The following is a 21,536-nucleotide window of genomic DNA, read 5'->3' on the forward strand; positions in this document are numbered from 1 at the left end:
TTTTCAACTTCTTAATCTAAGTATATAAGAAAAAATTTTTAAATTATACATAATAAGAAAGTCAAAACATAATATATATAATTAAAAATAATATAAACTTATTTAAATGAAAGTTGTTTTTTATGATAAGTTAAATATAAATACTAATATCTAATATATTTAAGAGAAAAATAAATAAAAAAATGCTAAAAAGAACAAACCAAATGTCTTAAGCGATTCCTTTATAATATTTTTCCAACTGTCACCACTGTATCTATAAATTAATGCAAATAAAAATATAAAAATAAATATTGAATACAACACATCAAAAACATTACTCATTAATAGTGAAATAATATTATCACCAATATACATAATAAACATCCGAAATAAAATATCTATTATCACACACAAAAATATCCCTGAAATCAGTTTAGCCATAGCTTTAAAGTATGTTTACAATATCACTGATCTCAGAAATATCTTACTAGCTATTTTCTAAATAAATTAGAAACAGCCTCCCTCCATTTTACGGATGGCATTGATTGTACTTATCTTTTAAACCGTTAACAGCTCCCATTACTCCGCCTGCGGCTGCTCCTTCCGGACACCACTTAATAAACCAATTAATGCTCCTGTGCCTCCCTTTATGACCGCTGATTCAACATAATCGCCTACTTCACAACTTGGATTCGGATGGCATTGATTGTATTTATCTACCATGGCGTCACCAGATCTTCTAGTCCACCTACTACTGCTCCACTCACAAAGCCAGCACCTGCACCTCCTAGTTTAGCAATAGAACCTCCGACTGCACACCAGCAACACCTCCTACTAATGCTCCTACGATGCCGCCTGCGCTTGCTGCTTGGGAATGAGCGCCTGCGCTACAATCATCTTCTTCTGGAAAAAGCCAACTTTTTGGATGTGAGTTACTAATTGAATTATGTGATGAGCATGCTATTTAGCAAAAAATAAACTATAATTTGTAAAAATATATAAATTATAATAAATAATAAAATACTGATAACAACTTTATTTTATATTATTTTAAAATTCCCATATATTCAATTAATAAATTTGCAGCATAATATAATATAAAAAACCTAACTGTTGATAATGTTGTCCTTTTTATACTCCAGTTCTCACCTTTAAATCTATTGTAAGAAAACATGCAAAGTCCAAATCCAATTGCTGTCACTAAGGAGCTAGTAAAAGTATGCATAACAAAAAATCCAGACTGAAATTTCATCTACTTTATGAAGTCTTTAATATATATAGAAAGTATAATTCAAATAATAAACTTAACTTAATTAAGTATAATTTTATATATAAACAATATTTATAAAATTCCCATATATTTAACTAATAAATTTCCAGCATAATATAATATAAAAAACATAATTGTTGATAATATTGTCCTTTTTATACTCCAGTTCTCACCTTTAAATCTATTGTAAGAGAACATTAAAAATCCACATATAAACGTTGCCAATAAGGAGCCAGTAAAAGTATTCATAACAAAAAAATCCAAAATAAAATATCTATTATTACACACAAAAATATCCCTGAAATCAGTTTAGCCATAGCTTTAAAGTATGTTTACAATATCACTGATCTCAGAAATATCTTACTAGCTATTTTCTAAATAAATTAGAAACAATGTCCCTCCACTTTACGGATGACATTGATTGTACTTATCTATCAAACCGCTAACAGCTCCCATTACTCCGCCTGCGACTGCTCCTTCCGGACCACTTAATAAACCAATTAATGCTCCTGCGCCTCCCTTTATGGCTGCTGATTCGACATAATCGCCTGCTTCACAACTTGGATTCGGATGGCATTCATTGTACTTATCTATCAAACCGTTAGCAGCTCCTCCTAATCCGCCTGCTAGTGCTACTTCCGGCCCCAATAATGCACCACTTGCTGCTCCTATGCCTCCGTGTATGGCAGCTGCTTCAACATAATCGCTTGTTTCACACCTTGGTGCCGTATAGCATTTATTGTATTTATCTACCACAGCGTCACCAGCTCCTGCTAGTCCACCTCCTATTGCTCCATTGACAAAGCCAGAACCAACACCTCCCGGTCCAGAAAAAAGACCTCCAACTGCACCAGCAATACCTCCTATTAATTCTCCTACGATGCCACCTGCACCTGCTGCTTGGGAATGAGCACCTGCGCTACAATCATCTTCTTCTGGAAAAAGCCAACTTTTTGGATGTGAACTACTACTTGAATCATGCGATGAGCTTGAACTACCCTTTTTATTATCCATTATATATATTTAAAATACTGTATCATAATGATGCAGTGAGAAATTCTTTACTTCTTACTTTATAAGAAGTCAAACATAAGTTGTAAAAATAATAATAAAAATACTGTATAAATAATAAATACATTATGTTTATATTATATTCATACAAAATGTATATTTTGTTGAGTAATAATACTATTTACAATACTGTTTAAATATGCGACATCCATCGCTCTTTCTCTTAAACAAAATCATAAAATCAAATGAGTCATTCACAAGAAAAACCTGTAGCCTTCTCTTGGTTTACAAGAACAACAAAGAAATATATTTATTATGTCATCGAACTCAGTTGCGTTGCTGTTGTTTTGCGTTTGTTGGGCTTGGTAAATCCTTTTATTTTTCAAGCGATTATTGACCGTATTCTCCCTTTTCAGCGTATTGAAAGTCTCTATGCTATCGTTGTCTTGATGGTTGCTATCATGCTGTTTAGCACAGCTCTTAGCACTCTATCAGGTTATTTAGGAGCTTATTTAGCCAATCGGCTTACGCTAGAATTTGGACGGCGCATTTATACCCATCTTTTAAGTCTCTCTTTGCCCACTTTACGCCGTTGGCAAGTGGGAGAATTGTTTTCACGTATTGGAGAGGTTGATACAATTCGCGGTTTTTTAACAGGAACCATCACCACAACTGTGCTAAATGTTCTCTTTGCCATTATTTATATTGTTGCACTCTTTTCCATTAGTCCGAAACTGACCTTCATTGTCCTTATCATTTTACCTTTACAAATGGGTTCTTTAGCGTTGGTCGGTCCCTTCTTGCGCCGCCAATTACGCCGTTCTTTCACTCTGCAAGCTGTCCATAAATCGCGCCTTATTGAAAGTTTTACCAATCTTGAAGCCATTAAAGCACACGTAAAAGAAGCTGCTCATACGGTACGCATGCAAGAAACTCTAGCACGTAGTCTGGATCAAAGCCTTACAACCAGTAAATTGCATCTTCTCAATGGAGCCATGAGCCATATTTTTGGTGATCTTTTCACTATTTTTATTATCTTTTTTGGTGCTCAAGCAGTTCTTCAAAACCAGATTACGCTAGGGCAACTTATTGCCTTTCATCTTCTTGCAGGCAATGTTTCTGGTCCTATCTTAAGCCTTGCATCCCTATGGGAAGAATGGCAGCATTTGAAAATCTCTCGTCTTCGTTTGGGCGATATTCTTAACTCCCCTCCAGAATGGGAAGAAGAAAAACCGCCTCTTCAACTCAGTGCTCCTCCTCATCTTGAAGCCAACGATCTCTGTTTTTCTTATGGAGATAAGTCCATTATCAATCATCTTGATATCTGTTTACAACCTGGGCAACCAATTATGTTACTTGGTCCTTCAGGATGCGGAAAAACAACCTTGGCGAAGCTCTTTTGTGGACTCTACCCCCCAACAAGCGGAAAGATATTGATTAACGCCCAACCTTTACAGAATTTTGATGTCCGTAGCGTGCGTGAAACTATCGCGTATTTTCCTCAAAATCCTTGCCTTTTTTCCGGAACCATTCTTGAGAATATGCTTCTTGCAAAACCAGATGCCACTAAAGATGAAATCGACGCTGCACTATATATTAGTGCTTGCCATGATTTGATTGCTCAGTTGCCTCTAGGACTCCATACTCAAGTAGGAGAGCAAGGTGGTTTTTTATCAGGTGGTCAGCGCCAACGCTTGGCTTTGGCTTGTTTCTTTCTGATAAACCCAAGCCTTCTTATTTTGGATGAACCTACTTCCGCATTGGATGACGCTGTCAGTGCACAAATTGTTGAGCATTTATATAAACTTTCACAAGATCGTATTGTTCTTGTTATTACCCAAAAAAGTGACCTCTTTCCTCAGCATGCAACCGTCTTAAACTTTACTGATTTGGAGGCAAAAAATGGCAGATAAAGCTCCCTATTTGCGCCCTTTGTCACCAACGCTTCATATGGTGGTTGCTGTTTTGATTGCTTTATTTCTCTTTATTGTGATCGGCAGCTTTATCGCAAAAACAGAGATTGTTGCACGGGGGCAAGGAAGTGTTATTCCCACCACCTATGTTCAGCTTGTCCAAGCGCAAAATACAGGACGCATTGAAAAAATCCTTGTAAAAGAAGGGCAATTTGTTCATCAAGGGGATCTCCTTATTCAATTAGATCCCCGTGAAGCCCTCAATGAGTACGCACGTGTTCAAGCAGATATCGCGCAACAAACTCTTCAAGCACAAATCGCAACAGCTATTTTAACAGCTTTGCATGAAGGTGATCCTTTGGATAAAGATTTTGTGACCAAAGGGCTTGCCTATCTGCCAGCTCCTCCTTCTGGCAACACGACTGCAAGAATAGAAGGTGAAAAACTCATTAGCGCTACCCTTCAATCTCTCCAAGATAAATTAAGAGCGCTAAAAGCACAAGCGGACCGCGTCGAGCGCAGCGGTGCAACACAACATGCGCAATTAGATAGGTTGGAAGATGATCGTCAATTAAGCCAAGGAAAATTAAAAGCTGCAAAAAGCCTGATGGAAACAAAAGTCATTAGCCAAGCCGTTTACTTAGAGCGTTTACATGACTTTAAAAATGTCGAGCATGAAATTTTAACCAATCAAAGACATTTGGAAGAAAATGCCGCCGAAATAAATACCCTCCGCCAACAACGGAAAAGTCTCATTTCCGATGAAATCGCCCGCTATCGGCAACTTTCGCGTGAAACAGAACTGAATCTTCAAGGATTAAAAGCAAAGCTTGATAGCACTCAATACCATCTTGACCACTTATCACTTTATGCACCTGTTGATGGACGTATCGATGATTTAAGTATCCATACTTTGGGTGGCTTTGTAGAGGCTGGTAAAACTCTCATGCGCATTGTCCCTGGTGCGGGCGGTCTCATTATTGAAGCATTTTTTGATAATCGAGATATTGGTTTTTTAGAAAAGGGCCAACGTGCTTACATCAAGTTTTCTGCCTTTCCGCCTGAACGTTTCGGTGTTATCCACGGCTCAGTCGTTAATGTAGGCGCTACAGCACGCTATAATAAAGAAATTAATGGTGTCTACGCTGTTTTAATCAAAATTGACCAAGATCATATCACTTTGAATAACAAACAATTTAAATTTATCCCTGGCATGACTGTAACAACGGATGTCATTACCTCAAAACGGCGTCTCATTTCTTATTTCTTTGAACCTATCACCAAAATTTTAGAACAGTCCCTAAAGGAAAGATAATGTCTGTAAATGAAAATCCATCACCATCACTCATAGATCCTCTTACGGCTTTGGGTGCCATGGTTGTTTTAATGCTTACATCTCCCTTATACCGCCGCTGGCGAATTTGGGATATAGACCGAAACTTAGGTCCAGCTTTACAGACTGGGCAATACAAGCTCTATAAAAATGAACGTGGAGAATTTTGCGCCTTTATCACTTGGGCTTTTTTAGATGAGAAAAATCATCAATCTATGCTTGAAAAGGGAGAATTTTTACCCGATGCCAATTGGCAAAATGGAAAATACGTATGGTTTATTGATTGTGTAGCACCTTATGGCCATACTGCTCATATTGTACGTGATATGCAACGAAATATATTTCCTGATCAGCGTTATTGTTATGCTGTACGACGTAATGAAGATGGTGGAATACGAAAAATTGCACGCTGGTGTTGCTATAGAGCGCAAAATCCAGCCAAATAGTTTTTCTAAAGCAAGTGCGCATAAACCATTTAAGCCCCACTCTTATAAAGAAAAATCCCTAAAATAACTATTTTGACTATAGTTATAGTAAGAGCCACTCCGCTACAGACGCGTATTTCCCCTCTGACCAATCCGATATGAATGGCTAAAGATAATTAAGAGATTTAATCCACTCTCAACTCTATGATTTCTCAAGTTTATGATTGATTCATTTCACTAAAATTGGCTGGGGTACCTGGATTCGAACCAGGGAATGCCGGTACCAAAAACCGGTGCCTTACCGCTTGGCTATACCCCAAAAAAACACGCTTTATAGCGACTCCTGCACCTTATAGCGATTCCTGTGATTGGACGCAATATCTGAAAATCAAAGACCTTACTTTTTTATCATAAAATTTCTGAGTCTTGTATGGAATTGCCATCGATACAAATTCGTAGCAGAAACTGATATACAATTGTGATTTTAACATAAGTAGCAACCATTTATCCACCAATTATTTTGCTCTTTGTATTGATGTCTTAGGAACAGAACATGAAAATCTTTCAGTTTACTCATGTATCTAATAAATTTGCATATGATTTACTTTTCTTGATATATTAAAATCTCATCTTGCTCAATTTAAGAAAAAAGCTGTCACCACATTAGCAACCGGTAAGTGTATGATAGTGCTGCTGTGCTCTTGCATTAAGCATAAAGATGGTAATGTCCACTAATTTTTACATTATATTATTCATGGGTAGCACCATAAAATAAAATCAAGCACATTGAAAAATATTTCCTAAAAAATAACACTTAATATTCTGTTGAAAACATTATGATACACCAATAAACTGGAAGAGTTTTGCAAAAATTAAAAACATTTTATATGGTATTTGAAAAAATAGATATACAAAAACAAGGAATAATAGCTATTTCCATTTACTTTTTATTCAAAAGATAATGATATTCATTACCCGCTCATAGATGTAAAAAATCTTCAGAAGCAATCTTTATGTAGACCAATACCCTTTTTGATTGATGAATATACATTTCCTAAAAGCTTCTTCTACAAAAAGAGAGACATTAAAACTATTTCATACAAACTAGGTATTCAACATTTGCTTTTAAATTCGGTAAATGGCAAATTAGGCTTATGAAATAAGCTTAACAATTAGAATCGAGGAGATTTTTAAATGGCTTTTGAATTGCCCCCGTTGCCTTATGATTACGATGCCCTTTCGCCTTATATGTCACGCGAAACGCTTGAATATCATCATGATAAGCATCACCTTGCTTATCTTACCAACACCAACAACTTGGTGAAAGATTCAGGCTTAGAAAATGAAAGCCTTGAAGATATTGTTAAAAAAAGTTTTGGAAAAAATATTGGTTTGTTTAATAATGCAGCGCAGTATTACAATCATAACCACTTTTGGCTTTGGATGAAAAAAAATGGTGGTGGCCAAAAACTTCCTGAAAAGTTAGCAAAAGCTATTGACGCTGATCTAGGTGGTTATGACAAATTCCGCGCTGATTTTATTGCTGCTGCTAGTGCCCAATTTGGTTCTGGATGGACGTGGGTTGCTGTTAAAGATGGCAAGCTTGAAATTATGAAAACCCCTAATGGTGAAAATCCCTTAGTGCACAATGCTCGCCCTATTTTGGGTGTCGATGTGTGGGAACATTCCTATTACATTGATTATCGCAATGCTCGACCGAAGTACCTCGAATCCTTTGTAGACCATTTAATTAATTGGGACTATGTTTTAGAACTTTATGAAGAATGTGAATTTTAAACTATCTAGATAACTTTTTAGTGTATGAAAGTCTCTATAATCCAATAAATTATCGGAGACTTTCATACAGAAGTATTATGGATTAGCAAAAGTCTTTTCCTGCTATCTTTAGAATATATGCATAGATATAGGCAACTTCTTCTAGCTTTGAAAAACGTCCAGCTGCACCAGCGTGCCCTGAATCCATATTAATACGTAATAAAACTGCATTATCGTCTGTTTTTAGGTCTCGTAATTTTGCCACCCATTTTGCAGGCTCCCAGTAAGTTACACGAGGATCTGTTAATCCTGCCATCACAAGTATAGGGGGATAGTTTTGAGCTTTGACATTATCGTAAGGGGAATAGGAAGCAATAAGCTTATAATCTTCTTCTGATTCAAGAGGGTTCCCCCATTCACCCCATTCTGGAGGTGTGAGTGGCAATGAAGCATCTAACATTGTCGCTAAGACATCAACAAAAGGCACATTCGCTACGATCCCAGCAAAATCCTGGGGAGCTATATTGGCAATGGCTCCCATCAACATCCCCCCTGCTGAACCACCATGGGCAATCAGCCGGTCGTGAGAAGTGAATTTATTGTTTACAAGGTAACGCCCACAAGCAATAAAATCTGTAAATGTATTGTGCTTAAAGAGATGTTTTCCTTTCTCATACCACTCTACTCCCTTTTCTTTTCCTCCGCGAATATGAGCAATAGCGTAAATAAAACCTCTGTTTACTAGAGAAAGTACATTACTATTGAAACTGGCAGGAATAGAAATCCCATAAGCACCATAACCGTAAAGCAGACAAGGCGCACCACCATCAAGGGGAGTGTTTTTGTGGTAAAAAAGTGAAATAGGAATCTTCTCACCATCGTCTGCTATTGCTATAATCCGTCGTGTTACATATGCATCTTTATTATGCCCAGAGGGAATTATTTGCGTTTTTAAAAGCATTCGTTTACAACTTTTCATCTCATAATCAAACACTTGATCAGGTGTTGTCATAGACGAATAGGAAAAACGAAGAGTTGGACTGTTATATTCTGCAACTCCTTGCAGACCTAAAGAATAAGCCTCTTCAGTAAAAGCGATGGAATTAACTTGTTTAGTGGTACGTTCCATTACTTTTATACGTGGAAGCCCCTCAAAACGTTCGATCCAGACAAGAAAATCTTGATAAGCATCATGGGATAATATTAGGCACCCAAGCTGATGTGGGACAAACTCAGACCAATTTTCTGATTGTGGAGATGTATATGGCGCTACCATAATTTTGAAATCTTTTGCATTATCTAAATTGGTTAGAATATAAAAGACATCACCACCCTCTGTAAGTGAATATTCAATACCTTGTTGTCGTTTCCGTACACATTGGGGAACAGTAAAAGGCGCCTCAGCAGGAATTAACCAGATCTCGGATGTTTCATGATCATGAATATTAATATAAATAACATCATTAAGCTTAGAACCGCTTACATCTAAGAAAAAACCTGGATTGTCTTCACGAAAAATAAGCTTATCTTGTGATTGATCTGTGTTTAATTGGTGATAATAGAGCTCTGAAGGTCGGTGGTTTTTATCCATCTTAGTATAGAAAAAACCTTCAGACCTAGCATCCCATACAATTTGACCAGATGTATCAGTAATTGTGTCCGTACAGTCAGACAATGTCTCAAAATTACGAATTTTAGCTGTATAGAATTCTGATCCTTTGTCATCATAGGTCCATACCACATGTGTATGGTCAGGAGATTCTTGAACTGAACCAAATTTAAAATATTCTTTGCCTTCTGCCAAGACATCACCATTAAGGTACACGTTTTTTTCTCCGCCATTCCTTGGTGTCCGAAAATAATGTGGCTGTTGGCCTCCGGTAACATAAGAGAATCCGTAAGCAAAAGGACCATGTTTTATAGGAACAGAACTATCATTCTCTTGGATCCTGTTTTTCATTTCTGTAAAAAGCAAATCTCGTAATGGTTTTGTATCAGCCATTTGAGCTGATTGATAAGCATTTTCTTTTTCAAGATGCTGTCGAATATTGGGGTCAAGACAGTTAGGATCTTTAAAAACATCTTGCCAGTTAGACGCACGTAGCCAATGATAGGGATCATCACGAAAAATACCATGATATATTTCCTTATGAGTGATTCTAGATGCTTTGGGAGGAATTGCAAAAGTGCGAGTCATACACAATCCTATATTAAAATATGTTAATAGCTTCGTTTATATGTTAGAATCACAATGATTGATGAAAGTGTAAAAATCTATAAGTTCTATTCACTTGCAAAAATAGCACCATGATAATTTTTAAAACTAATACCTTTCTGTTCATTACATATCACAGCTATTGTTTTCTAGGGATATAATACCACTTTTATAATGAAAGTGACGGGTAAAACAATTAAACTATTAGAAAAAGAATTGATTTTTTTTGAAACAGTATAATCGCATAATTTTACAGAAAGGAATAAATATATCTAAAATATTATTATTACTGTATAAAAAATAAAAATGTTCCATCTCCTTTTAACGAATAGTTTTATATTATAAACAATACTATTATGTCATATTTATAATATAGTATGTTTTTATTATTAAATTTTATAAATATAAATAATAAAAATAAATTTAAAACTTATTAAACATAAACTTACTAAACTATAAGTATTCAAAACAAAATATAATAATTTATATATTATATTTTTATAATTAGTAATTTTATTTTTACGTTCTCAAAAAAAATAAATAAATTTTATCATATATTTTTTTATATTTGTGATGTATTATATATTATGTATGATATGTTATAGGGTAAAAATATATTTTATCATGTAATAATTTCGTTTTTCTTATTGTATATTATGACAAAAAATGGGTATTTATTTGATTTTTTTGTGTTTTGGCAATTTTATAGAATAATTGAATTGACAAAAAAGATTTTTGTACAATATGAAACTCATGTGCATGAGATCTTTATATCATGAGTATATGCACTATATCTCGATTTTGAATTACTCAATTTTAAATTAAAGGAAACAAGAATGGAACATCGTGCAGTCTTAGAGACTGAAAGCAATTTAGTTATTACATTGGTTGCTGATATTGTTGCTGCCTACGTGAGTAATAATTCTATTCGACCGACTGAAGTGCCAAGTTTAATTGCTGATGTCCATGCTGCTTTTCGTAAAGCAGGGAATCTAGAGTTAACAGAAGTCGAAGTTGAAAAACAAAGGCCTGCCGTTAATCCGAAGCGTTCAGTATTTCCTGATTATCTCATTTGCCTTGAAGATGGAAAGAAGTTTAAATCTCTAAAGCGTCATCTCATGACACATTATGGAATGTTGCCAGAGGAATATCGTGAAAAATGGCAGTTAGATAGTTCTTATCCTATGGTAGCGCCTAATTATGCAAAAACACGATCGGCTTTGGCCAAAGAAATGGGGCTTGGACGCAAAAGCAAACGGAAAAAAACTAAATAATCTTATTTTGCGAAAAAATGGTTTCATGTATAAAGTTTATTTTAGTATACATGTTTTGTGTGAAGCTTTTGTATATATAGCAATTTCTACCAAAGGTATTACATATAGCTTTCGTTACGAATCCGTTTAATCATTGATTTCAGACCATTTGATCGTTGTGGTGTAAGATTTTCATTTAAACCAAGTTTTTCAAAGAGCTCTTGAGCATCAGAATTGCGAATTTCAGAAGCTTTTTTGCCTGAATAAAAAGCAAGAAGTATATAAATGAGTCCACGCACAATATGAGCATCGGAATCACCTTGAAACGTCAATATTGGATCTTCTGAGTTATTACGTGAAGATAAAAGCCACACTTGGCTAACACAACCAGGAACTTTGTGAGCATCGTTTCGAGCGCTTTCCGGAAAAGGTGGCAATTCATAGCCAAGCTCGATGACATAACGATAACGATCTTCCCAATTATCCAAAAGCGAAAAGTTATCTATAATATTACCGATTGTGTCCGCCATTATTTTAGTCCTGTTTCGTTTGAATAATCATTCTTGAATACACTTATAAAAAATAAATATTTATTCTTCCTAACATAAATAACACGAAGAACGTTAAAAATCCTTATTTCAAGATAACATTGCATGGTTTTGTAAAAACTCTTGTATTTCGATTTTGTAAGAAACATTAGGGAAAGTCTCTGATATTATTTTTGTTTCCTAATATGTTCCCTAAATATTCATAAGCAGCTCTTGCACCGTAATATGCGCGCTCGCCAAGTGAACTTAAAAAGGATTTTCCTACTTTGCAGGTTTTTATATTACGGTCACAAAATGCGCCTAAGTCATTTAAGGCTTCCTTAAAAGCAACAATCACATCGCTCGTTGTTGTCTCATTATTTTGGGGGATAGAAGAATGATTACTGCTTGGATCTGCTACAAAAAATGAAACAATGACAAAAATAAAAAATAAAAAAAATGATAATTTGATTAAAAAACGTATCATGGATAATCAATGTACCGCAGTGGTAAATACAATAAAAGAAGCATTTTATCCACCGTTGCTTTATAAACAATTTATAAAATGTACTTTTTATAAAATTGAGTATTCATGTATTGGATCTATATCATTGGCTTTTTTATAAATATGGCACAATTCCGCTGTATAAAATGGGATACATTGTCTATTCAGTAAAAAATTAACATCAAAATTATACACTTACAAGCTGGTCATGTTAATAAACATACTATGATAAAAAATGAGAGAGATAATCATGTTGTGTACATAATTATTTTAAATAATAATCCACCATCTTAGCTTAGTTGAAAAGGCTAACAAGAGTAAACTCTGTTATTCTGATTCTAGTGTCGATAAAATATTTATATTATCTATAAAATTTTTACTGGAATGTTATAAAAATAGTCAACATGTCGATAAAAACATCAAAAAAATAACTGCATCTCTTATGATTACATCTCAAACCAGTTTTTTTTCTATAACATTGTAAACATCAATTTAATTGATACTTATGAAAATTATTTAATAGAAGGAATTTATACAAAAATATAATAATATTGATAGATAATTATTCTTACCAAACCGTTTATGGATAAGTAACCATCTATATGTAAATTATAAAGAATAGATAATGATTGTCATCTTTTTAGTGTTATAGGCAAATATTTTCAATTTTAGTTTAAATAATAGCCAAACATATGCCCCAAAATGAAGAATAACGTGGCATTATTGTTTAGATAATTATATGTGATAATGCAGTTTGCAAACACCAAAATGATCTTGAATGCTAATCATTTGGTGCTCTCTTTATACACATTAAAGATTTATATAAAATAAAATGAAATGAAATGAATAAAAGTTGATAAGAACTCTTGTTGATTTATCAACTTATAAATTGATATAATGAAGCCGCTCGTTCTAGGAGTTTGAAAGGAAAATCAATAATGTCAATGCACTTTTCGCTGTCTGAAAATAAGAACTGATTCATATTCGTTTCCTAATTTATATTTGTTTCTTTGTAAAAAATAAACGCAACTGAAAATAAAAGTAATGGCAACAAAACGAAAGACATACCGAAAAAAAAATGTAAAACACCGTAAATACTATAGTAGTATTGTTATAACGCTTCTTCTTATAATTTTTCATTTTATTTTTTGGAGTGTAAAAACTCTTTATTTCTATACAAGAAAAAATACTTTATTTTTTGTTGGATCTCTTCTTTTTAGCATTAGTTTTTTATTTATTTCATTTAATGCTTTATTTTTGCAAATGACAACGCATCAAAATATTTTAACTCAAATGAAATTTTCCTCTGTTCAAAGTATAGGTAAGAGCTCTATTTTATCGGAAAAAGAAGAAAAATCACAAGAACTCTCCCGTGTAACTTCTGTACATTCTCAAAGTCAGAACCACACAAATTCACCTTTACCCTCTCAATCAGCAAGCATGCTGGAAAAGCAAAAAGAACTAACAAAATTAGGCCTTTATGATGGACCATTAGATGGACTGGAAGGACCTAAAACACGCCGAGCCATCACTTTATGGAAACAGCAAACTGCTCAGAGAATGCAAAAGAATGTTCTATCTAATCCCGCAACAGATGAAATCGCGATATTAATTAAGCAAAGCGAAATAGAAACAAACAATACAAAAAATATGACACACTTAAAAGAAGCTATTTTAGAGCCTTCTGTTGAAGATATTATACAAGTGCAAAAAGCTTTACATATTTTTGGGAATGAGGAGGTTATTGTCACAGGAATAGAAGATCAAAAGACGATAGAAGCCTTAAAACAGTTTCAAAAAATATTTGATCTTCCTGTAACTGGTAAAATTAATCACACAATTTTAATGAAAATGCGTGAAGTTGGTTTATTAAATTGAAGTAATCTCTTAATTTATAATGATAATTCATCTTTCGTTTATTTAATATTCCCCTCAAACATTCCTTCATCTCAAGCCCTCTTATATTCAATCAATCAGAATGGTTTTCTTACACATTACATATTGAGCCGTACAATTTGCTGCAAAAAAAACACAACCGATTGCAGAAAAAAGAAATATTGCAAAATAGCAAACGTGCTCGTTCTACCATTTTTATTGCCTCTGATGATAAAAGAACACGAAATTTTTGTAGTATCACGTAAACCTTTCATATCATCGAGCCACGAATTGTCCATATATTATCGTCAATTTGATCTTTATAAATATGATGCAAAGAATTTGTGCAAACATCTGTAAAGATAAGTAGACGTAAGGCTAGTTGTGTCATGATTGTTGTTTTGCAAAGTGTCTGATAAAAAACCAGCACTTCTCTCCAATCTATTGCTGGAAAATTATGTGTTTTATGACATTGTTTTCCTAAGAGAGCGTGTGCGTTTAGTATTGCCTATAAATCAACATCCAAACCTAACGCAGCAGTATGTTTGAAACAAATATTAAGACAGTTTAGTACTTCTCTCAGCTGTCATAGCTTTTGTATGCCAAATGGAGGCAAGAATATTGCGCATCTCTGTTTGTATAATCTCCTTAAAACAGGAAAACAGCCTAATTTGGAAAGAATATGAAAATTTAAGGTAAAAACCAGTTTTCATCTTTGCCATTTCCTTTTAATTCAGCTTTACACCTTTCAATAACATCTAAAGTAATATCTTTAATGGAGATTACCTATTGCCTCATGCTTTTATTTATCACATGTCTTTTTGGCCTCACTCCCCCTCACCTAAAATAAAATGTCCCAAACGGAATATACTTAGATTGCCATTCACGGGCTTTCTTAAAAAACATCTCTAAAGCACCCAAGACCACTTCGCAACAACGCCCGTGAATAATAATAGCAGCCCTACTGCACGCGCCGCGCATCATCTTTACGCTTTTTGTCAAGAAGCAAGCCGGCACCATTACACATTTACCTACCTTCAATTTGTGACAGCTCTTGACATTTGAGATGATTCATAAAAGGCATATCCTTACTTTATTTTTTTATCCACAGACACTCATCCCGCCTATAACACACAAAAAACATGGTTTTGATTGATTCATTATAAAAAAAGTCGAAATGAGAGGATTTTATGATATTTACAGCTTTCATTCAATATAAGAAATAAAAAATTATCATTATAAATCAACAGATTGTGTAACTTTGATATTCCTTCATAAGTGTAAAGACGGTAGTGCATAATGGAGTTTATAAATTTTGGGAAGATTTTCATAAACTTACGGAGAGTTTTACATAATCCCCATTCCACGAATGTCAATGTGAAATGGGGCATCTACTGAGAAATGTCTATCTCAAACAGCATGATATGCAAAAAAATGCATTTGTTTGCAGCATTCTATCTTGCGTGAGGAGCTCATTCCCCTATAAAAAAGCAAATGCATAAATTGACTGCACAATAACACGTTTCTCTCTATCAAGAGGTTCGCCAATAGAAAGTGATTAATAATACATCTTTTGTCTATCCTGCTTTATATTTTCTCTCATAAACCTCTAAAAAAACACTTTCTCGCGTAACATAACTTATCGTGCATTTTAGAAGCATTTTTATTCCCTTTATTAAAGAAAATAAAAAATATATAAAAATTTATTTCTGTAATAACTATACAACAAAAAATATTAACCCATTACATCCTTTTTGCTATTGCGGCCTGAGCTGCTGCTAAACGAGCAATTGGTACTCGAAAAGGAGAACACGAAACATAATCTAGGTTATTTTCTTCACATAAAGCAATAGAGGCAGGATCGCCTCCATGTTCACCGCAAATTCCCAGTTTTATTTTTGCACGCTTTGAGCGTCCACGCTGTGCAGCAATGGTAATAAGTTCCCCTACTCCATCACGGTCAATAGATACGAAAGGATCTTGCTCTAAAAGACCTTTTTGAAAATAGGTTGCCAAAAAAGGAGCAGCATCATCACGGGAAATCCCAAAAGTAGTTTGTGTCAAATCGTTTGTTCCAAATGAAAAAAATTCAGCAGTTTCAGCAATTTCATCTGCTCGAAGCGCTGCCCTTGGAAGTTCAATCATCGTCCCAACTATATATTGAATAGTACCTCCCTTTTCTTTCATCACTTCCTCAGCAACCTGATCAATACGCGCTTTTACAAAATCGAGTTCAGATTTAAGAGCAACCAATGGCACCATAATTTCAAGCATAACAGGAGATCCAGATTTTTGGGCAGATTCTGCTGCTGCTTCAAAAATCGCCCGCGCTTGCATTTCTGCAATTTCAGGATAAGTAATAGCTAAACGGCATCCTCGTAATCCAAGCATAGGATTAAATTCGTGTAACTGCTGAGCACGTTCAGCAAGCACTTCAGCAGAAACCCCCATAGCTGTTGCAACATCAAGAATTTCTGCTTTCGTTTTAGGCAAAAATTCATGGAGTGGCGGATCTAATAAACGAATGGTAACAGGTAAACCACACATAATTTCAAATAATTCACTAAAATCTGAACGCTGCATTGGCAAAAGCTTATCTAGTGCTTTACGACGACCACGTTCATCATGACTTAAAATCATTTCACGCATGGCAACAATACGTTCTCCAGAAAAAAACATATGCTCCGTACGGCAAAGACCAATACCTTCAGCCCCAAAAGAACGCCCCATACGGGCATCAGATGGTGTCTCAGCATTGGCGCGAACTCTTATACGTCGCATCCCATCAGCCCATTCCATTAATTTTGCAAAGTCTCCGCAAAGCTTAGGCTGCAACATTGCAACTTTCCCTTTGAAAATTTCCCCACTTCCACCATCAATCGTGATAACATCGCCTTTTTTAAAGCTTTCTCCTGAAGCAAATAGCGTATTTGTATTATAATCAATCCGCACACTACCAGCACCAGAAATACATGGTTTTCCCATTCCCCGCGCAACAACAGCAGCGTGACTTGTCATGCCGCCACGCGTTGTTAAAATTCCTTCTGCAGCATGCATACCATGAATATCTTCTGGGCTTGTTTCCACACGGACCAAAATAACTTTTCGCCCTTCTGCTGACACAGTTTCTGCCTCTTCCGAAGTAAAAACAATTTCACCCGTTGCAGCTCCAGGAGAAGCAGGTAAACCACGCCCTATAACAAAACGCTCTGCTTTGGGATCAAGTGTTGGATGTAAAAGTTGGTCAAGTGACTTTGCATCAATACGCATTACCGCTTCTTCACGGCTTATTAACCCCTCCTCAACCATTTCAATTGCCATCTTGAGAGCTGCACGAGCCGTACGTTTTCCCGAACGAGTCTGCAACATCCATAACTTACCTTTTTCAATGGTAAATTCGAGATCTTGCATATCCCGATAATGCTGCTCAAGCTTTTGCGCGATCTGACATAACTTCAAAAAAGCCTCAGGCATAATTTTTTCTAAAGACGGCTTATTTGAACCAGCAACAATACGCGCATTTTCTGTAATATTTTGAGGCGTTCGAATACCCGCCACAACATCTTCTCCTTGCGCATTAACTAAAAATTCACCGTAAAGTTCTTTTTTTCCTGTCGATGGATTGCGTGTAAAAGCAACACCTGTTGCCGAATCTTCACCCATGTTGCCGAAAACCATAGCTTGCACATTAACTGCCGTTCCCCAACTTTCAGGAATGCTATGTAAACGACGATAAGTGACTGCGCGTGCTGTCATCCAACTTGAAAAAACGGCTCCAATCGCCCCCCATAATTGCTGTTCAGGATCTTGTGGAAAAGGGATTCCTAATTTTTCTTCAATATATGCTTTATAAGAAGCAATAACATGTTTCCAATCATCTGCTGTCATTTCTGTATCAATAGTGTAACCATTGCGTTCTTTTACCTCATCAAGAATCTCTTCAAAATAAGAATGGTCTACCCCCAAAACAACGTTAGAATACATTTGGATAAAACGCCGATAACTATCATAAGCAAACCGTTCATTATTAGCTTGTAAAGCAATAGCTTTTACAGTCTTATCATTCATGCCAAGGTTAAGCACTGTATCCATCATTCCTGGCATAGAAGCCCTAGCCCCTGAACGAACAGAAAGCAAAAGTGGTCTTTGCTCATTACCAAATTCACGTCCTGTTTGTTCACCAACGCGTCTTAATGCTTGCTTAACAGATTCCTGTAGCTCTTCTGGGTATGATTTGTCATGTGCGTAATAAAAATTACAGACTTCTGTTGTCAGAGTAAACCCTGGCGGTACGGGCAAACCAAGACTACTCATTTCTGCTAAATTAGCCCCTTTACCTCCGAGAAGATTACGCTCGCTTGCACTTCCTTCTGCGTTTCCATCTCCAAAACTATAAACCCATTTTTTCATTGTACAAATCCTCCCATATCAGCATCAAAACACCATTCAACCTAGGCTTAACTTAAATGATTCAAAATCGGCGAAATAAAAAAGATCGCTTCATAAATGCATAATACCTAACCTTCTTAAAAGAGATAATGACCACATCACCATCTATCTTCTAGAAGATTAAGATTCAGTTTTTAAGAAAACTATCAATCACCGAAAAAAAGTCTTCTACTTTCATAGCACCTTCATATTTATTCCCATTGATAAAGAAAGTAGGCGTTGCTGTCACACCAAGTTCTTTACCACGCTCAAAAGATGCATTCACTTCATCTAAAATGGTCTGATTTTTCAAACACGCAGTAAAACTTTCATCTGAAAAACCCGCCATTAAGCTAATTTTTTTCAATGGTGTCAGAGCATCTTTTCCCCAAACCCACTCATTTTGTTTTTGAAATAAAACTTCTATCAAAGGGAAATAGCGATCTTCTGGTGCACACCGTGCTAACATAAAACCTGCTGTTGCCCGAGGATCAAAAGCATATTCTCGGAAAATCAGTTTCACTTTTCCTGTTTTGATATATTTTTTACGAATTTGAGGAAGTATATCGTTGTAAAAATGTGCACAATGAACACATGTTAACGAAGCATACTCAACAATGATGACTGGTGCATCCGCCTCTCCCTCAAAGCGATCCTTTACTTTACTTGATTGGAGAAGCTCAGCCATATCAACTGTTGCCACTGGTTTGAGATCACGCGCTAAAGCAACTGTTACACTATTTTGTACAATCGTTATGAAGAGAAAAATTATCCCGAAAGATAAAAAAGAACGAAATTTTACCATAAATAATACTTTTCTGTTGGTATTAAACGAATAGGAATCCAATGCTTTCTCATATATTAAAGAAAATATATATAAAATATCTTGCTATTTATTATTTTTTTCCGAGAAAATGCAACAGCCAAGTTTATAAAGTGATTGGCGTAAACTTTTATCTTCAATTCCTTCAAGCATTTTCTCCACGCATTTTTTGTCTTGTTCACTCAAAGTCGACTTTAGAGGCAAATGATTCATAAAAACCGACAGACGCCTTTGTTCAATCTTGATGCGATCAATAGCAATATAGCCAAAAAATCCATTAATTTTATGAAGAAATTCCTCTGTTTCATGCATTAATTTCAACGCCGCAAATCCTTCACATGCGACAACAAGTGTTGCTGGCTGAAAAACTTCATCTTGATCTGCACGACGTTTCCAAATAATTTTAAGCGGCATTGTATGTTCACTGATATCATGGCCCACAATTTGTGGCCAATGCTCTATAAGCTCTACATTTAGCCCTGTCCGTTTGCGCAAAACGGGATCAAGTATTTTGAACACCGTCTCAGAAAGAGAATAAAAGATACGTTTTTTTAGTTGTTTTCTCATTTTTAGATCATTATTCAACCGTTTACTCAATTACAATAATTTGTTTTATCTAAAAATAATTGCCTCCCTAATTTATAAAATATCAACAAAATAAAAATCCACTCCTCACCAGGGTCTCGACAATAAAAGAGCAAAAAAAGAATTACAAAATAAATATTTTTTCTTTTGCATTTTACATCTCTCTATGCTTGAAAACAATCATGTATGAAATTTCTTCGCACCTCCTTTCTTGGTACGATCAAAGTCATAGAAACCTCCCATGGCGGATTACCCCCGAAGAGCAAAGACAAGGTATCCGTCCTGATCCTTATCAGGTTTGGCTTTCTGAAATCATGCTGCAACAAACAACCGTTGAAACGGTTAAGCCCTATTTTAAAAAATTTCTGAAATTTTGGCCTGATCTTCCTTCTTTAGCAATAGCCTCACAAGATGATATTATGAAAGCATGGGCTGGACTTGGTTACTATTCACGCGCACGTAATCTTAAAAAATGTGCGAGACAGCTTGTTGAAAACTACGCAGGACAATTTCCACAATCTGTAAAAGAATTGCGAACTCTAGCCGGTATTGGAGAGTATACTGCCGCAGCCATTGCCGCAATTGCTTTTAACCATCCTGTGGCAGTGGTTGATGGTAATGTCGAACGTGTAATAGCGCGCCTTTTTGCTATCGCTTCAATATTACCAAAAGCAAAAGCTGAAATTAAAGAAAAAACACAAAAAATTACTGCTTTAAATCGTCCTGGCGACTTTGCTCAAGCAATGATGGATTTGGGAGCAACCATTTGTACTCCACGCAAACCATCTTGTTATATCTGCCCTCTTCAAAGTTTATGCAAAGCGGCAAAGATGCAACAACCGGAGTCTTTTCCAGTTAAAGCCCCTAAAAAAGAACGCCCTTCAAAAACAGGTAGTGCCTTTGTGGTTCTTAATAAAAATAAACAAATTTATTTGGAAAAACGACAGACGCAAAAACTCCTTGGTGGAATGACCCAAATTCCTAACAATATTGATATAAACAACAAAAATGGGCTCCAAAACGCCCCCTTTCCTGCCAATTGGCAATTCAAAGGGCAAATTACGCATGTTTTTACTCACTTTTCTCTAAAACTCGATGTCTACTATACTGAAGATATTCATGAAATGAATTGTGAAAATGGTTGGTGGTGCAACATTCAACATCTTGCCAAAGAAGCGCTCCCTACTGTTATGAAAAAAGCCATTTCCGTAGCACTTCCCAATTCTTTCAGATTTAAATAACCTTGTTTATTCGTAAACATGTTTGCTAATGGAGACTTTTGTATCCCTAATGACCATTTCTTAATCTTTACAAAGAAAAATTTAAACACGTAGAATGTCTCATTTTTTCTATCAATGAGAATTAAGAAGGAATAGAAATCTTAGATTTAAATTTCAGGATCTGTCCTTTGTTCGCTTATGAAGAAGCAAATCGGCACCATCGTTATATTTACCCACCCCCTACGACACCCTTGGCACTTGAAACGGTTCATAAGAGGTACTTTTAGTTCTTTCTTTAACAATTTTTATTCACACGCCAACCCCGCTTATGACATGCAAGTAAGTAATTTTTATTGATTCAATATGAAACAGGTTTGAAATAAAAGAGTTTGACGATA

At 35.4% G+C, this 21,536-nt stretch carries 13 protein-coding genes, 1 tRNA gene and 1 pseudogene; 7 read left to right on the forward strand and 8 right to left on the reverse strand.

Going from position 1 to position 21,536, the window contains the following annotated elements:
- Positions 1–1,654: 1,654 nt before the first annotated feature.
- Positions 1,655–2,263, reverse strand: a complete 609-nt coding sequence (locus ACFIM8_RS02170) for a hypothetical protein (RefSeq protein ID WP_375614418.1) — start codon at positions 2,261–2,263, stop codon at positions 1,655–1,657.
- Between the two features lie 242 nt (positions 2,264–2,505).
- Between ACFIM8_RS02170 and ACFIM8_RS02175 the strand changes: the two genes are divergently transcribed.
- Genes ACFIM8_RS02175 through ACFIM8_RS02185 form a run of 3 tightly spaced genes read left to right on the forward strand, consistent with a single transcriptional unit; the run spans position 2,506 to position 5,952 of the window.
- A complete protein-coding gene (locus ACFIM8_RS02175; RefSeq protein WP_375614419.1) occupies positions 2,506–4,173 on the forward strand; it encodes a peptidase domain-containing ABC transporter in 1,668 nt (555 codons plus the stop codon).
- The gene (locus tag ACFIM8_RS02180; protein WP_375614420.1) at positions 4,163–5,488 is read left to right on the forward strand and encodes an HlyD family type I secretion periplasmic adaptor subunit; all 1,326 of its coding nucleotides are present in this window, start codon (positions 4,163–4,165) and stop codon (positions 5,486–5,488) included. Before ACFIM8_RS02175 ends, ACFIM8_RS02180 begins: the two co-directional genes overlap by 11 nt.
- Positions 5,488–5,952: a toxin-activating lysine-acyltransferase gene (locus ACFIM8_RS02185; RefSeq protein WP_375607790.1), complete on the forward strand. Its 465-nt coding sequence runs from the start codon at positions 5,488–5,490 to the stop codon at positions 5,950–5,952. The genes ACFIM8_RS02180 and ACFIM8_RS02185 overlap by 1 nt, the downstream gene beginning before the upstream one ends.
- Before the next feature lie 223 nt (positions 5,953–6,175).
- Here ACFIM8_RS02185 and ACFIM8_RS02190 read toward each other — a convergent pair.
- A tRNA-Gln gene (locus ACFIM8_RS02190) sits at positions 6,176–6,250 on the reverse strand.
- Between the two features lie 875 nt (positions 6,251–7,125).
- On the opposite strand from ACFIM8_RS02190, the gene ACFIM8_RS02195 reads away from it, so the two are divergent.
- Positions 7,126–7,728: a superoxide dismutase gene (locus ACFIM8_RS02195; RefSeq protein ID WP_375614421.1), complete on the forward strand. Its 603-nt coding sequence runs from the start codon at positions 7,126–7,128 to the stop codon at positions 7,726–7,728.
- An 82-nt stretch (positions 7,729–7,810) separates the two neighbouring features.
- Here the strand turns inward: ACFIM8_RS02195 and ACFIM8_RS02200 are convergent, their stop codons facing one another.
- Positions 7,811–9,904, reverse strand: coding sequence for a S9 family peptidase (locus ACFIM8_RS02200; protein ID WP_375606386.1), 2,094 nt, complete (start codon positions 9,902–9,904; stop codon positions 7,811–7,813).
- A gap of 854 nt (positions 9,905–10,758) precedes the next feature.
- Between ACFIM8_RS02200 and ACFIM8_RS02205 the strand changes: the two genes are divergently transcribed.
- Positions 10,759–11,196 carry a MucR family transcriptional regulator gene (locus tag ACFIM8_RS02205; RefSeq protein WP_012754848.1) on the forward strand — a complete coding sequence of 146 codons (438 nt, stop codon included), beginning with the start codon at positions 10,759–10,761 and terminating at the stop codon, positions 11,194–11,196.
- 98 nt (positions 11,197–11,294) lie between these two features.
- Here ACFIM8_RS02205 and ACFIM8_RS02210 read toward each other — a convergent pair whose 3' ends face one another.
- Entirely contained in the window at positions 11,295–11,705 is a 411-nt protein-coding gene (locus tag ACFIM8_RS02210; protein ID WP_375606387.1) for a SufE family protein, read from the reverse strand.
- A gap of 108 nt (positions 11,706–11,813) precedes the next feature.
- Positions 11,814–12,189, reverse strand: a pseudogene (locus tag ACFIM8_RS02215) (DUF5330 domain-containing protein).
- 1,062 nt (positions 12,190–13,251) lie between these two features.
- On the opposite strand from ACFIM8_RS02215, the gene ACFIM8_RS02220 reads away from it, so the two are divergent.
- A complete protein-coding gene (locus ACFIM8_RS02220; RefSeq protein ID WP_375606388.1) occupies positions 13,252–14,085 on the forward strand; it encodes a peptidoglycan-binding domain-containing protein in 834 nt (277 codons plus the stop codon).
- A gap of 1,740 nt (positions 14,086–15,825) precedes the next feature.
- On the opposite strand, the gene ppdK is transcribed toward ACFIM8_RS02220, so the two are convergent.
- The 3 genes from ppdK to ACFIM8_RS02235 form a co-directional block, all read right to left on the reverse strand.
- On the reverse strand, positions 15,826–18,492 hold the full coding sequence (gene ppdK / locus ACFIM8_RS02225) for a pyruvate, phosphate dikinase (RefSeq protein ID WP_375614422.1): 2,667 nt from the start codon (positions 18,490–18,492) through the stop codon (positions 15,826–15,828).
- Positions 18,493–18,658: 166 nt separating this feature from the next.
- On the reverse strand, positions 18,659–19,315 hold the full coding sequence (locus ACFIM8_RS02230) for a DsbA family protein (RefSeq protein ID WP_375606390.1): 657 nt from the start codon (positions 19,313–19,315) through the stop codon (positions 18,659–18,661).
- An 84-nt stretch (positions 19,316–19,399) separates the two neighbouring features.
- Positions 19,400–19,900 (reverse strand): DUF721 domain-containing protein, encoded by a 501-nt coding sequence (locus ACFIM8_RS02235; RefSeq protein ID WP_375606391.1) that lies wholly within the window; start codon positions 19,898–19,900, stop codon positions 19,400–19,402.
- 200 nt (positions 19,901–20,100) lie between these two features.
- Between ACFIM8_RS02235 and mutY the strand changes: the two genes are divergently transcribed.
- Positions 20,101–21,159, forward strand: coding sequence for an A/G-specific adenine glycosylase (mutY, locus tag ACFIM8_RS02240; RefSeq protein WP_375606392.1), 1,059 nt, complete (start codon positions 20,101–20,103; stop codon positions 21,157–21,159).
- Positions 21,160–21,536 lie beyond the last annotated feature (377 nt).

This window comes from Bartonella sp. AC535YNZD (genome assembly GCF_042196625.1).
Lineage (GTDB): Bacteria > Pseudomonadota > Alphaproteobacteria > Rhizobiales > Rhizobiaceae > Bartonella.

What these genes read in the sequence shown, in the direction of transcription:
- ACFIM8_RS02220 (WP_375606388.1), top strand. Translation starts at nt 13,252, where the DNA reads ATGGCAACAAAACGAAAGACATACCGAAAAAAAAATGTAAAACACCGT.
- ACFIM8_RS02230 (WP_375606390.1), bottom strand. Translation starts at nt 19,315, where the DNA reads ATGGTAAAATTTCGTTCTTTTTTATCTTTCGGGATAATTTTTCTCTTC.
- ACFIM8_RS02205 (WP_012754848.1), top strand. Translation starts at nt 10,759, where the DNA reads ATGGAACATCGTGCAGTCTTAGAGACTGAAAGCAATTTAGTTATTACA.
- ACFIM8_RS02210 (WP_375606387.1), bottom strand. Translation starts at nt 11,705, where the DNA reads ATGGCGGACACAATCGGTAATATTATAGATAACTTTTCGCTTTTGGAT.
- ACFIM8_RS02175 (WP_375614419.1), top strand. Translation starts at nt 2,506, where the DNA reads ATGAGTCATTCACAAGAAAAACCTGTAGCCTTCTCTTGGTTTACAAGA.
- mutY (WP_375606392.1), top strand. Translation starts at nt 20,101, where the DNA reads ATGTATGAAATTTCTTCGCACCTCCTTTCTTGGTACGATCAAAGTCAT.
- ACFIM8_RS02200 (WP_375606386.1), bottom strand. Translation starts at nt 9,904, where the DNA reads ATGACTCGCACTTTTGCAATTCCTCCCAAAGCATCTAGAATCACTCAT.
- ACFIM8_RS02185 (WP_375607790.1), top strand. Translation starts at nt 5,488, where the DNA reads ATGTCTGTAAATGAAAATCCATCACCATCACTCATAGATCCTCTTACG.
- ACFIM8_RS02180 (WP_375614420.1), top strand. Translation starts at nt 4,163, where the DNA reads ATGGCAGATAAAGCTCCCTATTTGCGCCCTTTGTCACCAACGCTTCAT.
- ppdK (WP_375614422.1), bottom strand. Translation starts at nt 18,492, where the DNA reads ATGAAAAAATGGGTTTATAGTTTTGGAGATGGAAACGCAGAAGGAAGT.
- ACFIM8_RS02235 (WP_375606391.1), bottom strand. Translation starts at nt 19,900, where the DNA reads ATGAGAAAACAACTAAAAAAACGTATCTTTTATTCTCTTTCTGAGACG.
- ACFIM8_RS02170 (WP_375614418.1), bottom strand. Translation starts at nt 2,263, where the DNA reads ATGGATAATAAAAAGGGTAGTTCAAGCTCATCGCATGATTCAAGTAGT.
- ACFIM8_RS02195 (WP_375614421.1), top strand. Translation starts at nt 7,126, where the DNA reads ATGGCTTTTGAATTGCCCCCGTTGCCTTATGATTACGATGCCCTTTCG.